General features: G+C 72.0%; 14 protein-coding genes and 1 pseudogene. 2 read left to right on the plus strand and 13 right to left on the minus strand.

Annotation, left to right across the window (positions count from 1 at the left end):
- Position 1 precedes the first annotated feature (1 nt).
- The 12 genes and pseudogenes from secD to pgsA form a co-directional block, all read right to left on the minus strand.
- Complete coding sequence (gene secD, locus ABZ862_RS22885) at positions 2-1,792, minus strand: protein translocase subunit SecD (RefSeq protein WP_360960880.1); 1,791 nt, start codon at positions 1,790-1,792, stop codon at positions 2-4.
- Between the two features lie 134 nt (positions 1,793-1,926).
- Complete coding sequence (gene yajC / locus ABZ862_RS22890; RefSeq protein ID WP_360960882.1) at positions 1,927-2,448, minus strand: preprotein translocase subunit YajC; 522 nt, start codon at positions 2,446-2,448, stop codon at positions 1,927-1,929.
- Positions 2,449-2,612: 164 nt separating this feature from the next.
- Complete coding sequence (gene ruvB, locus ABZ862_RS22895; protein WP_360960883.1) at positions 2,613-3,719, minus strand: Holliday junction branch migration DNA helicase RuvB; 1,107 nt, start codon at positions 3,717-3,719, stop codon at positions 2,613-2,615.
- Between the two features lie 52 nt (positions 3,720-3,771).
- Positions 3,772-4,377, minus strand: a complete 606-nt coding sequence (ruvA, locus tag ABZ862_RS22900; protein WP_360960885.1) for a Holliday junction branch migration protein RuvA — start codon at positions 4,375-4,377, stop codon at positions 3,772-3,774.
- Positions 4,374-4,961 carry a crossover junction endodeoxyribonuclease RuvC gene (gene ruvC, locus ABZ862_RS22905; protein ID WP_360961166.1) on the minus strand — a complete coding sequence of 196 codons (588 nt, stop codon included), beginning with the start codon at positions 4,959-4,961 and terminating at the stop codon, positions 4,374-4,376. Before ruvC ends, ruvA begins: the two co-directional genes overlap by 4 nt.
- Positions 4,962-5,146: 185 nt before the next feature.
- Complete coding sequence (locus tag ABZ862_RS22910) at positions 5,147-5,899, minus strand: YebC/PmpR family DNA-binding transcriptional regulator (protein ID WP_360960887.1); 753 nt, start codon at positions 5,897-5,899, stop codon at positions 5,147-5,149.
- 48 nt (positions 5,900-5,947) lie between these two features.
- A complete protein-coding gene (pdxT, locus tag ABZ862_RS22915; RefSeq protein WP_360960888.1) occupies positions 5,948-6,559 on the minus strand; it encodes a pyridoxal 5'-phosphate synthase glutaminase subunit PdxT in 612 nt (203 codons plus the stop codon).
- Positions 6,560-6,565: 6 nt separating this feature from the next.
- Positions 6,566-7,477 carry a pyridoxal 5'-phosphate synthase lyase subunit PdxS gene (pdxS, locus tag ABZ862_RS22920; RefSeq protein WP_360960890.1) on the minus strand — a complete coding sequence of 304 codons (912 nt, stop codon included), beginning with the start codon at positions 7,475-7,477 and terminating at the stop codon, positions 6,566-6,568.
- A 176-nt stretch (positions 7,478-7,653) separates the two neighbouring features.
- The gene (locus tag ABZ862_RS22925) at positions 7,654-8,196 is read right to left on the minus strand and encodes a hypothetical protein (protein ID WP_360960892.1); all 543 of its coding nucleotides are present in this window, start codon (positions 8,194-8,196) and stop codon (positions 7,654-7,656) included.
- A gap of 210 nt (positions 8,197-8,406) precedes the next feature.
- Positions 8,407-9,570, minus strand: coding sequence for a glycosyltransferase family 4 protein (locus tag ABZ862_RS22930; RefSeq protein ID WP_360960894.1), 1,164 nt, complete (start codon positions 9,568-9,570; stop codon positions 8,407-8,409).
- Positions 9,571-9,851: 281 nt separating this feature from the next.
- Positions 9,852-10,748, minus strand: a pseudogene (locus ABZ862_RS22935) (phosphatidylinositol mannoside acyltransferase); the annotation flags it as partial.
- A complete protein-coding gene (gene pgsA, locus ABZ862_RS22940) occupies positions 10,745-11,422 on the minus strand; it encodes a phosphatidylinositol phosphate synthase (protein ID WP_360960896.1) in 678 nt (225 codons plus the stop codon). The pseudogene ABZ862_RS22935 and the gene pgsA, both read right to left, overlap by 4 nt.
- A gap of 351 nt (positions 11,423-11,773) precedes the next feature.
- Here pgsA and ABZ862_RS22945 point away from each other — a divergent pair, with 351 nt between their 5' ends.
- Both ABZ862_RS22945 and ABZ862_RS22950 read left to right on the plus strand, forming a co-directional pair.
- Positions 11,774-13,972, plus strand: coding sequence for an elongation factor G-like protein EF-G2 (locus tag ABZ862_RS22945; RefSeq protein WP_360960898.1), 2,199 nt, complete (start codon positions 11,774-11,776; stop codon positions 13,970-13,972).
- Positions 13,973-14,255: 283 nt separating this feature from the next.
- Positions 14,256-15,917, plus strand: coding sequence for a hypothetical protein (locus tag ABZ862_RS22950; protein WP_360960900.1), 1,662 nt, complete (start codon positions 14,256-14,258; stop codon positions 15,915-15,917).
- Between the two features lie 135 nt (positions 15,918-16,052).
- Here the strand turns inward: ABZ862_RS22950 and ABZ862_RS22955 are convergent, their stop codons facing one another.
- Positions 16,053-16,613 carry an HIT domain-containing protein gene (locus ABZ862_RS22955; RefSeq protein WP_360960901.1) on the minus strand — a complete coding sequence of 187 codons (561 nt, stop codon included), beginning with the start codon at positions 16,611-16,613 and terminating at the stop codon, positions 16,053-16,055.
- Positions 16,614-16,643: the final 30 nt, after the last annotated feature.

Genomic DNA, 16,643 nt, shown 5'->3' on the forward strand with positions numbered 1-16,643 from the left:
CTCACGCCTCCTTCGGGTCGACGGGGCCGGCAGGACGGGTGGGACGGCGGGTGGAGCGCAGCGGCGGCTTGGCACCCAGAGCCTTCGGGTCGAGACCGGACCACTTGTGACCGTTCGCGAAGAACTTGCGGCGCGCGAGGATCGTCATCAGCGGCTTGGTGAAGAGGAACACCACGACCACGTCGAGCACGGTGGTCAGACCGAGGGTGAAGGCGAAGCCCTGGACCTTGCCGACCGTGACGATGAAGAGGACCGCCGCGGCGAGGAACGACACGAAGTCGGAGACCAGGATGGTGCGCCGGGCACGCGGCCAGGCCCGCTCGACGGCGGGGCGCAGCGAGCGGCCCTCACGGATCTCGTCCCGGATGCGCTCGAAGAACACGATGAACGAGTCCGCGGTGATGCCGATGGCGACGATGGCGCCGCAGACGGCCGGCAGGTTGAGCGCGAAGCCGATGGTCGGGCCGAGCAGCGCCATGATCACGTAGGTGAGGATCGCGGAGACCAGCAGCGACGGGATGGCGATGACGGACAGGCCGCGGTAGAAGAGCAGCAGGTAGATGACGACCAGGGCGAGACCGATGGCTCCGGCGATGAGGCCGGCCTTCAGCTGCTCACCGCCGAGCGCGGCGGTCACCGTGGTGACGCTGTCCTCCTTGAAGGTCAGCGGCAGGGCGCCGTAGGACAGCATGTTGGCGAGGCTCTGCGCCTCCGTCTGGTCGAAGCTGCCGGAGATCTCCGCGCTGCCACCGGTGAGCGCCTGGCTGACGTACGGGTCGGAGACGACCTCGCCGTCCAGGACGATCGCGAACTGGTTCTGCGGGGACTGGTTCTGCGCGAGCTTGCCGGTGATGTCGGCGAACTTCTTGCTGCCCTTGCCGGTGAAGTCCATGGTGACGGTCCAGCCGGCGGCGGTCTGCGTGTTGAAGACGGCCTGCGACTTCTTGACGTCGGTGCCGTCGACCGCGGCGGGGCCGAGGACGTACTTCTGCCAGGCGCCCTGCGAGTTCTTGCCGCAGGCGACCGTGGAGTCGGTGGGCTTGGCCGTCTTGCCGGCGGTGGCGCGGGCGGAGGCCTTGCTGCAGTCCAGTGCCGTGTACTGGGCCTCGAGCGCGGCCGCGGCGGCGCTCGCCGAGGAGCTGCTGCTCGCCGACGGGGAGGCGCTGGAGGAGGCCTTGGCTGAGGCCGAGGAGGAGGCGGACGCCGAACCGGAGGGCGTCGCGTCGGCCTTCAGCGCGTCGGTGACGGAGCGGCCCTGGGTGGTGGCGCTCGCCGACGGGCTGGAGGAGGCCGACGGGGACGAGGAGGACGTGCCGGTCGCCTTGTCGCCCGCCTTGGCCGAGGAGGACGCGCTCGGCGACGGGCTGGCCGTCGCGGCGCTGCCGGACACCTCGGTGGCCAGGACGGGGCGGAAGTACAGCTTGGCGGTGGTGCCGACCTGTTCCCGGGCGGACTTGGAGTTCGTGCCCTTGGGAATGTTGACGATGATGTTCCGGTCGCCCTGGGTCTGTACCTCGGCCTCCGACACACCAAGACCGTTGACGCGGCGTTCCATGATGTCGACCGCGGTGTTCATGTTGGTCTTGTTGATCGCGGACTCCTGGCCCGCCTCGGGGACCGCCCGCAGCGTGATGCTCGTACCGCCGGCCAGGTCGATGCCGAGGCGCGGAGTCTTGTGTCCGGAGGCGAACATGCCTCCGGTGAGCGCCACGATGGCGATCAGGATGAGGGCCAGTGAGCGCCCCGGCTTGCTCTGGGCACTCGCGCTCCGGCCCTTCTTAGGTGCTGCCACCTTCTCGTACTCCCTCTCGGGCCGCCTCGCGCTCCCGTGGGCGTGCGGGCGGCCATGACTGGTGTCGGGATGCCGTGCGAGATCAGCACCTGACGGGGTGCTCGGGCGCGGCGGCCCGGCGCCCCGGCAGGCGGCTACTTCGCGCCGGACTCCCCGTCGGTCTTCTTCGGCTCGTCGTCCGGCTTCGCGTCGGTGGGCTCGGCGCCCTCGGCGGTCACGGCGGCGTCGGACGGCTCCTCGGCCGTGTCCTTCTTGCCGAGGTCGACGGCCTTGTCGGCGGGAGCGGCGGCAGCGTCGTCGGAGGACTCGTCGGTCTCGGTGAGGGAGGAGGCGTCGTCGGGAACGACGTCGGCGTCGGACTTCAGGTCGTGCTCGATGCCGTGCACGATGCGGTTGTACTCGTCGTCGGTCAGTACGGCACCGATCGCGTTCTTCGCGAAGAGCAGTTCCACCCCCGGACCGGCGTCGAGGAGGATGGTCTCCTCGTTGACCTCCTTGACCGTCGCGTACATGCCCCCGATGGTGCGGACACCGCTGCCGGGCTGCAGCTGCTCCCGCATGTTGGTGGCCTGCTGCTGCTTCTTCTTGGCCGACCGGGTCATCAGGACCATGGCACCGATGAGCACGATGAACGGAAGGAGGGTGACGATATTCACGGGACGGGATTTCCTTCGCACGACCGCGGGGGTCACGGCCTGGGTTATGGGGGTGGTCGGTGCTGCCCGCGAAGGCGGCATCGGCGGAGTCTAAGCGAGTCCGCGCGCAGGGAACAACGCTCAGCATCCCACCTGGGTTCCTGCTGAGGCGAATGCCGGGGCCGTCACGCCCCGAACAGGTCCTGTTGTCCGTTTCCCGGGGTTGACGCGTGCGGCGGGGCGAGGCCGAGATGTGCCCATGCGGCCGGGGTGGCGATCCGGCCGCGGGGGGTGCGGGCGAGCAGTCCCTCGCGTACGAGGAAGGGCTCGGCCACCTCTTCCACGGTCTCCCGCTCCTCCCCCACCGCGACGGCGAGCGTGGACAGGCCGACGGGTCCGCCGCCGAACAGCTTGAGCAGGGCCTGCAGTACGGCGCGGTCGAGCCGGTCGAGGCCGCGGGCGTCGACCTCGTAGACCTTGAGGGCGGCCGCGGCGATGTCGCGGGTGATCAGTCCGTCCGCCTTGACCTGCGCGTAGTCGCGCACCCGGCGCAGCAGCCGGTTGGCGATGCGGGGCGTGCCGCGGGAGCGCCCGGCGATCTCGGCGGCGCCGTCGGGGTCGATCTCCACGTCGAGCAGTCCGGCCGAGCGGTGCACGACACGCTCGAGCTCGGTCGGTTCGTAGAACTCCATGTGGGCGGTGAAGCCGAAGCGGTCGCGCAGCGGCGGCGGCAGCAGGCCCGCGCGGGTGGTGGCGCCGACCAGGGTGAACGGCGGCAGTTCGAGGGGGATCGCGGTGGCGCCGGGTCCCTTGCCGACGATGACGTCGACGCGGAAGTCCTCCATCGCCATGTAGAGCATCTCCTCGGCGGGCCGGGACATGCGGTGGATCTCGTCGAGGAAGAGGACCTCGCCCTCCTGCAGCGAGGAGAGGATCGCGGCGAGGTCGCCCGCGTGCTGGATGGCGGGGCCGCTGGTGATGCGGATGGGGGCGCCCATCTCGGCTGCGATGATCATGGAGAGGGTGGTCTTGCCGAGTCCCGGGGCGCCGGACAGGAGGACGTGGTCGGCGGTGGCGCCCCGGGCGCGGGCGGCGCGCAGGACGAGGTCGAGCTGTTCGCGGACCTTCTCCTGGCCGATGAACTCGTCGAGGTCCTTGGGGCGCAGGGCGGCCTCGACGGCCTGGTCCTCGCCGTCGGCGGACGCACCGACGAGCCGCTCCTCGCCGTCGGCGGGCGCACCGACGAGCCGCTCCTCGCCGGCGGCGGTGTCGGTCGTGTCGTCCCAGTTCACTGCGGTTCTCCTCGGGGTGGCGCGCCCGGCGGGCCGGCCGGGCGTCCGGGGGTCAGCGGGCGCGGTTCAGGGTCTGGAGGGCGGCTCTCAGGAGGGCACCCACCTGGGGGGCGCCGGCGGCGGCCTCGGCCTGCGGGGCCACGGCGGCGACGGCCTCCTCGGCCTCGCGTGCGGCGTACCCCAGGCCGACCAGGGCGGCGTGCAGCTGGTCGCGCCAGCCGGTGGCCGCTCCGGTCGCGGCGGCGGGGGCGCCGACGGGCTCGCCGAGGCGGTCCTTCAGCTCCAGCAGGAGTTTCTGGGCGCCCCTCTTGCCGATGCCGGGGACCGCCGTCAGCGCCTTCTCGTCGCCGGTGGCGATCGCCCTGCGCAGCGCGTCCGGGCTGTGCACGGCGAGCATGGCCTGGGCGAGTCGGGGGCCGACACCGCTGGCGGTCTGCAGCAGGACGAAGACCTGGCGCTCGTCGTCGTCCGCGAAACCGTAGAGGGTCAGCGAGTCCTCACGTACGACGAGCGAGGTGGCGAGCTTGGCGTGCTGGCCGACCCGCAGCGTGGCGAGCGTGCCGGGCGTGCACTGGACGGCCATGCCGACGCCGCCCACCTCGACGACCGCGGTGTCGGGGGCGAGGGCGGCGACCGTGCCGCTGACGAAGGCGATCATGACGTACGGCCTTTCGGTGCGGTGGCGGTGCGGCCGGCGGTGCCGGGGGCGGGGCGCGCCGGGGTGCGGGAGGCGGTGTGCAGGGCGACGGCCTGCTGGAGCCGGTTCTGGGCGGGGGCGCGCCAGATGTGGCAGATGGCGAGCGCGAGGGCGTCGGCGGCGTCGGCGGGCTTCGGGGGCGCGTCGAGCCGCAGCAGCCGGGTGACCATGGCGCCGACCTGTGCCTTGTCCGCGCGTCCGGTGCCGGTGACGGCGGCCTTGACCTCGCTGGGCGTGTGCAGGGCGACGGGGATGCCGCGGCGGGCGGCGCACAGCATGGCGACGGCGCTGGCCTGGGCGGTGCCCATCACGGTGCGCACGTTGTGCTGGCTGAACACCCGCTCCACGGCGACGACCTCGGGCCGGTACTCGTCGAGCCACCGCTCGATGCCGGCCTCGACGGCGACCAGACGGTCGCCCAGCTCCGCGTCGACGGGGGTCCGTACGACACCGACACCGCGCAGGGTCAGAGGCCGCCCGGCGACACCCTCGACGACACCGACACCGCAGCGGGTCAGACCGGGGTCCACCCCGAGTACCAGCACCCCCGCCCCCTCCCGTTCGCTCACCTGTTTGTGCAGGCTATCCGGTGCCACCGACAATGCCCGGCACACGGGGCCGGGCGGGCCGGCCGCGGGCACCGGCGCCCGGCACGACGACGGGCCGGCGGGTGCGTCCCGTCGGCCCGTTCGATCCGTGGCTCCCGTACGGCGTGCGCCGCGCGGTGGCATTACGCGTCGACCTTCTCCATGACCTCGTCGCTGACGTCGAAGTTGGCGAAGACGTTCTGCACGTCGTCGCTGTCCTCGAGCGCGTCGATCAGCTTGAAGATCTTCCTGGCGCCCTCCTCCTCCAGCTCGACCTGGACGGAGGGGACGAAGCTCGACTCCGCGGAGTCGTAGTCGATGCCGTTCTCCTGGAGGGCGGTGCGGACCGCGACCAGGTCGGTGGCCTCGCTGACGACCTCGAACGACTCACCGAGGTCGTTGACCTCCTCGGCGCCCGCGTCCAGGACGGCGCCCAGGACGTCGTCCTCGGTCAGCTCCCCCTTGGGGACGATGACGACGCCCTTGCGGCTGAACATGTACGACACCGAGCCGGGGTCGGCCATGGAGCCGCCGTTGCGGGTCATGGCGACCCGCACGTCGGACGCGGCGCGGTTGCGGTTGTCGGTGAGGCACTCGATGAGGACCGCGACGCCGTTCGGACCGTAGCCCTCGTACATGATCGTCTCGTAGTCGGCGCCACCGGCCTCGAGACCGCCGCCGCGCTTGATCGCGGAGTCGATGTTCTTGTTGGGCACCGACTGCTTCTTGGCCTTCTGGACGGCGTCGTAGAGCGTCGGGTTGCCTTCGACGTCCACGCCGCCCATCCGCGCCGCGACCTCGATGTTCTTGATCAGCTTCGCGAAGAGCTTGCCGCGTTTGGCGTCGATCACGGCCTTCTTGTGCTTCGTCGTGGCCCATTTAGAGTGGCCGGACATCTGCCTGTCTCCTTCGCGTAACCCATCTCTGCCTGAACGCCAGCGATCCTACAAGGACTCCGCCGTCAGGGACGCGCGCACCATGTCGACGAACAGGGCGTGCACACGGTGGTCGCCGGTCAGTTCCGGATGGAACGAGGTGGCGAGCGCGTTGCCCTGGCGGACCGCGACGATGTGGCCGCCGTGCTCGGCGAGGACCTCGGCACGGGCGCCGACGGACTCCACCCAGGGAGCGCGGATGAACACTCCCTCCACAGCATCCCCGTCGATGCCGCGGACGTCGACCCGTGCCTCGAAGGACTCGTTCTGACGGCCGAAGGCGTTGCGGCGCACGATCATGTCGATGCCGCCGACGGTCTCCTGGCCCGAGCGCGGGTCGAGGATCTTGTCGGCGAGCATGATCATGCCGGCGCAGGTGCCGTAGACGGGCATCCCGGACCGCACGCGCGCGCGGAGCGGCTCCATCACGCCGAACAGCACGGCCAGCTTGGAGATGGTGGTGGACTCGCCGCCGGGGATGACCAGACCGTCCACCTCGGCGAGTTCCCCGGGGCGCCGCACCGGCCTGGCCACGGCGTCGGCCGCGGCCAGGGCTGTGAGGTGCTCCCGGACGTCGCCCTGGAGGGCCAGGACGCCGACGACAGGTGCCTCGTGGGACATGGAGGACTACCAGCCGCGGTTGGCGTAGCGCTCGGACTCGGGGAGGGTGTCGCAGTTGATGCCGACCATGGCCTCGCCGAGGTTGCGGGACGCGTCCGCGATGATCTTCGGGTCGTCGTAGAAGGTGGTCGCCTTGACGATGGCCGCGGCGCGCTTCGCCGGGTCGCCGGACTTGAAGATGCCGGAGCCCACGAAGACGCCCTCGGCACCGAGCTGGCGCATCAGCGCGGCGTCCGCCGGGGTGGCCACGCCGCCCGCGGAGAACAGCACCACGGGGAGCTTGCCGAGCGCGGCGACCTCCTTGACCAGCTCGTAGGGGGCGCGCAGTTCCTTGGCGGCGGCGTACAGCTCGTGGTTGTCGAAGCCGCGCAGGCGGGCGATCTCGTTCTTGATCTGGCGGAGGTGGCGGACGGCCTCGACGACGTTGCCGGTACCGGCCTCGCCCTTGGAGCGGATCATCGCGGCACCCTCGGCGATCCGGCGCAGGGCCTCGCCCAGGTTGGTGGCACCGCACACGAACGGGGTCGTGAAGGCCCACTTGTCGGAGTGGTTGACCTCGTCGGCCGGGGTCAGGACCTCGGACTCGTCGATGTAGTCGACGCCGAGGGACTGCAGAACCTGGGCCTCGACGAAGTGGCCGATGCGGGACTTCGCCATGACGGGGATCGAGACGGCCTCGATGATGCCCTCGATCATGTCCGGGTCGGACATCCGGGCCACGCCGCCGTCCTTGCGGATGTCGGCCGGGACCCGCTCCAGGGCCATGACGGCGACGGCGCCTGCGTCCTCGGCGATCTTCGCCTGATCGGGCGTGACGACGTCCATGATCACGCCGCCCTTGAGCTGCTCGGCCATACCGCGCTTGACGCGCGCGGTGCCGGTCTCGGAGGGCTGGTTTTCGGAGAGCGTGCTGGACACGGATGACCTCACTCGGGAAGAGGGTTTGTGCAGTCACCGAGGAAACGTGAGGAGACCAGTCCACTGCAAGGGCCAATGGGGAGCCGGTGGCTCCTTTTCGGGTCGGGCGGCGGGAAAGGGCTGGTCAGGCGCCGTGGTCTGCGGAACGGGCGGCCCGGCCGCGGCGGGGCCCGGCCCTACGCCGCGCGGTCCACCAGGGCCGTGGGGGGCTCGTCGTCCATCTCGAACGCCATCGGGAACGGCGCGTGGCCCGCCAGCCGGAACCAGCGGACCTTGCGGTGCTGGCGCAGCCTGCGCGCGGCGCCGACCGCGTCGTTGTGGAACCGCCGGGCCATCGGTACGCGCCGTACGGCCTCCGCCAGTTCGTGGGCCGCCGCCTCTCCGCCGGGAGCCTCCCGCACCGCCTCGACCTGCTGCGGCTCCGCGAAGACGGCCCGCAGCGACTGGCTCAGCTCGCTCTCCGCGACCTCACGCTGCTCCTCCTCGGCCTGCCGGGCCGCGTGCGCGGACTCGTACAGCACGATCGAGGCGGCCGGGTCCAGCACACCGGACGTCGCGAGCTCCTGGGCGACGGAGGCGCGGCGCAGCAACTGTGCGTCCAGGGCCGCGCGGGCCGCGTCGATGCGGGCGTGGAGGCGGTCGAGGCGGCCCGCTGTCCAGGTCAGGTACAGGGCGATCGCGGCGAGGACGGCGAGGGTCCAGATGAGTGTTGCGGTCACGGGCCGCAACGTTACGCTCCGCGGGGGGTGCGGTGTCGTTCAGGCCAGGGTGGCCCGGGTGCCGTGGTGGGGGCTGCCGCCCCCACCCCCCGCTCCGGCCCCGGACGGGCCGGTGGGTCCAGGCCGACCCTGCCCGACAGGGCGCCCCCGAGCCGGACGGCACCGCCGGACGGGAGGAAGGTGCCGCTGGGCGCAAAGCGCTCCCCGGACTCAGTCCCGGGCCAGCCCCAGCCTCGCCCTCAGGCCCGTCGCGCGTTCGTCCGTCGCCACCGCCGCCGTGCCCGTCGTGACCGTTTCGTAGACCGACAGGATGTCCGCGCCCACCGTCGACCAGTCGAAGCGGCGGACATGGGCACTGCCGTGCTCGCGGAGACGGGCGCGGCGCTCGGGGTCCGCCAGGAGGCGGACCGCGGCCTCGGCGAGCGCGTCGGCGTCCTCGTTGGCGAAGAGCGCGCCGGCCGCGCCCTGGTCGAGGACCTGGGCGAAGGCGTCGAGGTCCGAGGCGAGGACGGGCGCACCGGCCGACATGGCCTCGACGAGGATGATGCCGAAGCTCTCGCCGCCGGTGTTGGGGGCGACGTAGAGGTCGATGCTGCGCAGGAAGCGGGCCTTGTCCGTGTCGCTGATCATGCCGAGGAACTCGACCCGGGGGCGGAGTTCCGCGGGCAGGTCCGCGACCGCCTCCTCGCCGTCGCCGCGGCCGGCCACCAGGAGCCTGGTCTGCGGGCGGGCGGCGAGGATCTTCGGGAGGGCCTTCATCAGCACCGGCAGTCCCTTGCGGGGCTCGTCGATACGGCCGATGAAGCCGATCGTGTCGCCCTGCCACTCCGGCCGCGGCTCCGCCCCGGCGAAGAAGCCGACGTCGACGCCGTTGGGGATGACCACCGCGTCGCCGCCGAGGTGCTCGACGAGCGTGCGGCGGGCGTACTCGCTGACGGCGATGCGCGCGCTGATCTTCTCCAGGGCCGCCTGGAGGATCGAGTACGCGGCGATCATCGCCTTGGAGCGCGGGTTGGAGGTGTGGAACGTGGCCACCATCGGGCCCTGCGCCGCCCAGCAGGTCAGCAGGCCGAGCGAGGGCGAGGTGGGCTCATGGATGTGGACGACGTCGAAACGGCCGTCGTGCAGCCAGCGGCGCACCCGCGCGGCGCTCAGGAAGCCGAAGTTGAGGCGGGCCACCGAGCCGTTGTAGGGCACCGGGACCGCGCGGCCCGCCGAGACGACGTACGGCGGCAGGGGCGTGTCGTCGTCGGCCGGGGCCAGGACGGACACCTCGTGGCCGAGGCGGATGAAGTACTCGGCGAGGTCGCGGATGTGGAACTGGACGCCGCCCGGCACGTCCCAGGAGTACGGGCAGACGATGCCGATCCTCACGGCGTGCCCTTCGCGGAACCCGCCGGACCCCGTCCGGAGCCGTCCGCGTCCCCGCCGGAGACCGGTGCCCCCGGCACGGCGGACTCCGCCCCGTCGTCCGCCGCGGCCCCGGCTTGCCGGGAACCCACGGCACCCGGCACACCCGGGACCGGGACCGGTCCACCCGCCCGGCCGGCGCCGCCGGAGGCCCCGGCGGCCGGGGGTTTGCGGTCGGCCGTGTCGGGACCCTTGCCAAAGGCGGGGGTGCCCGCCGGGTCCGGCCTTCCGCTGCCCGGAGGGGCCTTCGCGGCGTCGAGGTCCTTCAGCCACAGCCGTTGCAGCATGTGCCAGTCCTCCGGATGGTCGGCGATGCCCGAGGCGAAGGCATCGGCCAGCGCCTGTGTCATGACAGACGTCTTCTCGGCGCGCGTACCTGAGCCGGGTACCTCGATCGGGGGATGGACCCGGCCCCGCATGACGGGCGAGGCGTCGTACCAGAGGGTGACGGGCAGCAGCAGGGCGCCGGTCTGCTGGGCGAGCAGGGCCGGGCCCGCGGGCATCCGGGTCGTCTCGCCGAAGAAGGAGACCTCGACGCCGGACGCGGACAGGTCCCGGTCGGCGACCAGGCAGACCAGGCCGCCGTCCCGCAGCCGCCGGGCGAGGGTGCCGAAGGCGGCGCCGCCGCTGTGCGGCAGGACGTGCATGCCGAGGCTCTCGCGGTAGGCGACGAAACGGTCGTAGAGCGACTCCGGCTTCAGGCGCTCCTGGACCGTGGTGAACGGCGTGTCCAGCTCGGTCGTCACCCACGCGCCCGCGAGGTCCCAGTTGGCCATGTGGGGCAGGGCGAGGACGACGCCCCGTCCGGCGGCCAGGCCCTCGGTGAGGTGGTGGAGGTCCTCGGGGGCGAAGCCGGACCTTATGCGTCCGGTGCTCCAGGCGGGCAGCCGGAAGGACTCCATCCAGTAGCGCAGGTACGAGCGCATGCCCGCGCGCGAGAGCTCCGCCAGCCGTTCCGGGCTCGCGTCGGGCAGCACGCGCGCGTAGTTGGCCTCCAGGCGCAGGACGCCTTTGCCGCGCTGCCTCCAGGTGAGGTCGGCGACACCGCGGCCCAGCCGGGCCGCCACGGGCTCGGGCAGCCGCTTGACCGTGCCCCAGCCCAGCCCGTACAGCGCGTCGGTGAGGCGTTCGGTGACGCTCACTGCGCGGCCTCGCTCCCCTGGGAGGCCTTCTCCCGTGCGGCCGCGGCATCGGCCTCCGCGGACTCCCGGCGCACCGTGACGACCCGCTGGATCAGCGTCACCAGGCTGCCGACGGCGACGATCCACAGCGCGACGGGCAGCAGGTACTGGATACCGGGCACACCGAACGTGTGCAGTCCGGCGAGACCGGCCGCGACCAGCGACACCACCAGGCGCTCGGCGCGCTCGACGAGGCCGTTGACGGCGACGGGCAGCCCGATCGACTCGCCGCGCGCCTTGGTGTAGGACACCACCTGCCCGCTGGCCAGGCAGAAGATCGACACGGCGCACAGCACGTTGTCGTCGCCGTTGCCCGCGTACCACAGGGCGAAGCCGCCGAAGATCGCGCCGTCGGCCACCCGGTCGAGGGTGGAGTCGAGGAAGGCGCCCCAGCGGCTGGAGCGGCCCAGCTGGCGCGCCATGTTGCCGTCGACGAGGTCGGAGAACACGAACAGCGTGATCACGACCGTGCCCCAGAAGAACGCCCCCCGCGGGTAGAAGACCAGCGCGCCCGCGACCACGCCGGCGGTGCCGATGAGCGTGACCGTGTCGGGGCTGACGCCCCTGCGGATCAGAAACGCGGCGAACGGCGTGAGGACACGCGTGAAGAATGCACGCGCGTACTTGTTCAGCATGGCCTTCCCGACGGTCGTATGGGCGGGCGGCCCCACTGGCCACCGGCTGGCCCATCGTAGCCACGCGCGCGGGCCTGCGACGGCCGGGCACCCGGCCCTGTGTCACCGGCGGAGGGATGGCCGGTCACAGCCGGGGCGCGGGCCGTTGGGCCCAGCCGTGCGGCCCCTTCCACGGGCCGGGCGGCACGATCGCGTCCGTCGTATGGACGGCCCGTTACGGGAGTGGAAAGCTCGAAGAACCGCGGGCGTCGCCGGAGCCGCCGTCGCTGGGGCACCCCCCGGACCTGGTCCGGGACAGGAACCGCCGTGCCCGCGCCCACTGTGACCTCACCGAACAGGGAGGCAAAGGCCATGGGCGACAAGGCTCAATCACACCCCGGGGCCGCCGGCAGGGCTACGGCGGCCGACCGTCCCGCGTCCGTACGGAATGTGGTGCTGGTCGGCCACTCCGGTTCGGGCAAGACGACCCTGGTGGAGGCTCTCGCGCTCACCGCGGGGGCCGTGAACCGGGCGGGCCGTGTGGAGGACGGCGGCACCGTCTCCGACTACGACGAGATCGAGCACCGGCAGCAGCGTTCGGTGCAGCTCTCCCTGGTGCCCGTCGAATGGGGCGGGTACAAGATCAACCTCCTCGACACCCCCGGGTACGCGGACTTCGTCGGGGAGCTGCGGGCCGGTCTGCGCGCGGCGGACGCGGCCCTTTTCGTCGTCTCGGCCTCCGACGGCGTGGACGGCTCGACCCGGATGGTGTGGGAGGAGTGCGCGGCCGTCGGGATGCCGCGTGCCATCGTCGTCACCCATCTGGAGGCGGCCCGCGCGGATTTCGAGGAGATGACGCGGGTCTGCGCGGAGGCGTTCGGCGGCGACGACCCCGACGCCGTGATCCCCCTGTATCTGCCGCTGTACGGCCCGCAGGGCGCCGACGGGCACGCGCCGGTGACCGGGCTGACCGGACTGCTGTCGCAGCGGCTGTACGACTACGCGTCCGGCGAGCGCACCGAGTCCGAGCCGGAGGGCGAGCAGCTGGAGCGGATCGCCGGGGCCCGCGACCGGCTCATCGAGGGGATCATCTCCGAGAGCGAGGACGAGACCCTCATGGACCGCTATCTCGGCGGTGAGCAGGTCGACGTCAAGACGCTGGTCGAGGATCTGGAGCGGGCCGTGGCGCGCGGCGTGTTCTTCCCGGTGCTGGCGGCCGCTCCCGCCGCCGACGGGGCGAAGCAGGGACTCGGCACGGTCGAGCTGCTGGAGCTGGTCACCGGCGGGTTCCCGACGCCGCTGGAGCGTACGGCGCCCCGGGTCACCACGCCCGACGGCGAGCCGCGCGAGCTGAAGCTGTGCGACCCGGACGGGCCGCTGGTCGCAGAGGTCGTGAAGACCTCCTCCGACCCCTATGTCGGCCGCGTCTCGCTGGTCCGGGTGTTCTCCGGCACTCTGCACCCCGACGAGACGGTCCATGTCTCCGGGCACGGGCTCACCGACCGCGGGCACGAGGACCACGACGTCGACGAGCGCATCGGCGCCCTGTCCACACCGTTCGGCAAGCAGCAGCGGCCGGTCACCCATGTGATCGCGGGTGATCTGGCGAGCGTGGCGAAGCTGGGCCGCGCGGAGACCGGCGACACGCTGTCGGCGAAGGACGACCCGCTGCTGATGGAGCCGTGGGACATGCCCGACCCGCTGCTGCCGCTGGCCATCGAGGCGCACAGCAAGGCCGACGAGGACAAGCTCTCCCAGGGCCTGGCCCGGCTGGTCGCCGAGGACCCGACGATGCGTCTCGAACAGAACCAGGACACCCACCAGGTGGTCCTGTGGTGCCTGGGCGAGGCGCACGCGGACGTCGCGCTGGAGCGGCTGCGCAGCCGCTACGGCGTCCAGGTCGACGTCGTACCGTACAAGGTGTCCCTGCGGGAGACCTTCGCCGGGAAGTCGGCCGGGCGCGGGCGGCACGTCAAGCAGTCCGGCGGGCACGGGCAGTTCGCCATCTGCGAGATCGAGGTGGAGCCGCTGCCCGGGGGTTCGGGCATCGAGTTCGTGGACAAGGTCGTCGGCGGCGCGGTGCCGCGCCAGTTCATCCCGTCCGTGGAGAAGGGCGTACGCGCGCAGGCCCTCAAGGGGGTCGCCGCCGGGTATCCGCTGGTCGACGTACGGATCACCCTCCTCGACGGCAAGGCGCACTCGGTGGACTCCTCCGACGCCGCGTTCCAGACGGCGGGCGCGCTCGCCCTGCGGGAGGCCGCGGCCGACGCGAAGATCCATCTGCTGGAGCCGGTGGCCGAGATCACGGTGCTGGTCGGCGACGACTACGTGGGCGCCGTGATGAGCGACCTGTCCGGCCGCCGCGGCCGGGTGCTGGGCACCGAGCAGACCGCCGGCGGACGCACCCTGGTCCGGGCCGAGGTGCCGGAGATCGAGATCGGCCGCTACGCCGTCGACCTGCGCTCGTTGTCGCACGGCACCGCCCGCTTCAACCGCTCCTACGCACGGCACGAACCGATGCCGCCGCAGATCTCGGAGAAGCTCCGCGCGGAGGCCCAGGAGAACCCGTGACCGGATGACCGCACCGTAACCGCCCCCCGGATGCCGGGAGTTCGCGGACCGTCGCAGACGGTCCGGGCTCCCGGCACCGGTGTGCGGGCACCCCGGCGGCCGGGGAGCACAGGGCGCGAAACGGCGCGGGAGGAAGCGGAAGGGGCGTGACCGCAGAGGTGTTCCGCCGTCCGCCGACGAACTGTCACCACGGACGGATACGCTGATCACCTGATCAACAGGTGTGCGGAGCAAGGAAGTCGGGAAGGCCGCAGGAGCGGGGCTGTGGCGATGGGGGGCGGCTATGAGCAGTGACGGCGGGTACGCGGACTTCTTCGGTCCGCAGGTGCCGCGTACCGGCGACGAGGGGCAGACGCCCACCTACGCGCTGGCCTCGGCCGCCTACCGGGACAACCCCATGGAGGAGATCAAGAAGGCCGACAACGAATGGCACCAGTCCACCGTCAAGGACGGCAGGCCCTGGGCGACGATCTTCCGGCCCAATCTGGGCGAGGCGTACACGCGCGCGCTGATCGACCGCATGCTGGGCAGCGGCCGCAAGGCGCTCATCCAGGCCTTCGGCGTGGAACCGCAGGTCGTCGTCGAGCACGCGCTGGCCGCCCACCGCATCCGCCGCGAGCGCGACAACCGGCTCACGGCCGTGATGGCGCTGTGCGGACTGGCCTTCCTGCCCGGCCTGGCCGTCTGGCTCGGGGTCTTCCAGGTCCGCTCCATGATCGCCAAGAACACCGCCAAGCGCGCCTCCGCGCTCGGTACCGCCCTGCTCGCCGGGGTCGGCGTCCTCGGCGTGCTCTTCCTGATCAAGATGCCGTTCGCCGGGTTCTGGGCGTGGTACGCGCGGCTGTGCGTGGTGATGCCGGTGTTCGGCTGGTTCTGGGCCAAGCGGATCTGCGAGGGGACCGCGAAGGACCTGCGGGCCCGCTGGGACGGTCTGCTGTCCGGCAGCGGCATCGGCGCCAAGGTCCCCGAGGCGGTGCCCAGCAGCCCCGGCGAGAACGCGGCCGAGCAGCTGCGCCAGTCGCTGGCCAGGCTGAGCGCCGAGCAGCAGTCCAACTCGGCCTTCTACGCCGGTCCCAAGGGCATCCTCGGCATGGGCACCCGCTGGGGCAGCTGGCAGCTCGCCGAGGACCTCGTACCGGCCGACCCCACCAAGGAGATCCACCCGTTCCGCAGCTGGGACGTCATCCGTGCCATCCACGACCAGCTGGGCATGCTGACCCGCGGCCCGCTGCACACCGGCGGCTTCCCCAAGCCGTCGATCAAGCACTGGATCGTCACCCCGGTCGGCGAGAACGCGGGCGCGGTGTCCCGGCCCGACGGCACGGACGTCGAGGCGTACCAGGTCAAGCCGCACGCCGTGCAGGAGATATGCAACAACCAGCAGTTCGGCGCGGGTGACCGGCACTACCTCGGCGTGCAGTGGGTGCTGTGGGACGGGCAGCTGATCCTCACCATGATGATCACCGTGACGGTGCTGCACCAGACGCTGCGCATCGAGGTCACGGGACATGCGCTGGGGCCGGTGAACGGGGTGTTCATGGGCAAGCCCTCGGCACCGACGAGGAGCGTCCAGAAGACGTTCAAGCCGTGGGAGTCCCGGTCGATCAAGCTCCCGCTGGTCAACAGCGACGAGGTCGTACGGCTCGCGGTGCGGGCGCCCCTCACCTGGTATCCCCCGGCGCTGAACTGGCTCGGCGGCTCCCTCGCCCTGCCCGAGCCGTTCGGACTGCGGCACGCCTGGGCGGACCAGCCGTGGCGGCACCGCTTCATGGCCGACGACGCGCTGCGCGCGGCCACTCCGGTGCTGCGGGTGGTGCACTCGGCGGCGATCCGGGTGCTCAACGAGAACGGCGTGGACACGTCCAAGTTCGGGTCGCGGTCGTCGGCGCTCAGCGGGGCGGTGCAGGATGTGACGCCGAAGAAGGCGGACGTCTACGACGCGTGAGCCTCCGGCGGTTCGGCGGGATCGCTCGGTGCGGGTGGGTGGCTGGGGGCGGTGCCCCCAGACCCCCTTCGGCCCTGGACGGGCCTTGTCCTCAATCGCCGGACGGGCTGGTTGTGCCGGCCTGAATCGAGAGGATCAGGCTTCCGGCCAGGCCGCCGCGAGCATGGTGCGGGTGTCGGCCAGGAGTTGGGGCAGGACGCGGGTGTGGCCCACGACCGGCATGAAGTTGGTGTCGCCGCCCCAGCGCGGGACGATGTGCTGGTGGAGGTGGGCCGCGATGCCCGCGCCGGCCACCCCGCCCTGGTTCATGCCGATGTTGAAGCCCTGGGCGCCGGACGCCGTCCGCAGGGCCGTCATCGCCTGCTTGGTCAGCTCGGCCAGTTCGGCGGTCTCCGCACTCGTCAGGTCCGTGTAGTCGGCGACGTGGCGGTACGGCACGGCCATGAGGTGGCCGCCGTTGTAGGGGTACAGGTTGAGGACCGCGTACACCTGCTCACCGCGCCGGACGATCAGGCCGTCCTCGTCGGACTTGGCCGGGATCGAGCAGAAGGGGCAGCCGTCGCCGGAGCCCGGTCCGGTCGGCTTGTTCTCACCCTGGATGTAGGCCATCCGATGGGGCGTCCACAGGCGCTGGAAGGCGTCCTGGGTACCCACTCCGATCTGCTGCTCCGGCTCACTCGTCATGCCACGCAGCATATGGCGTCCCCACCGGGTGCAGGAAAAGGC

The organism is Streptomyces sp. NPDC047000 (assembly GCF_040644295.1).
Lineage (GTDB): Bacteria > Actinomycetota > Actinomycetes > Streptomycetales > Streptomycetaceae > Streptomyces.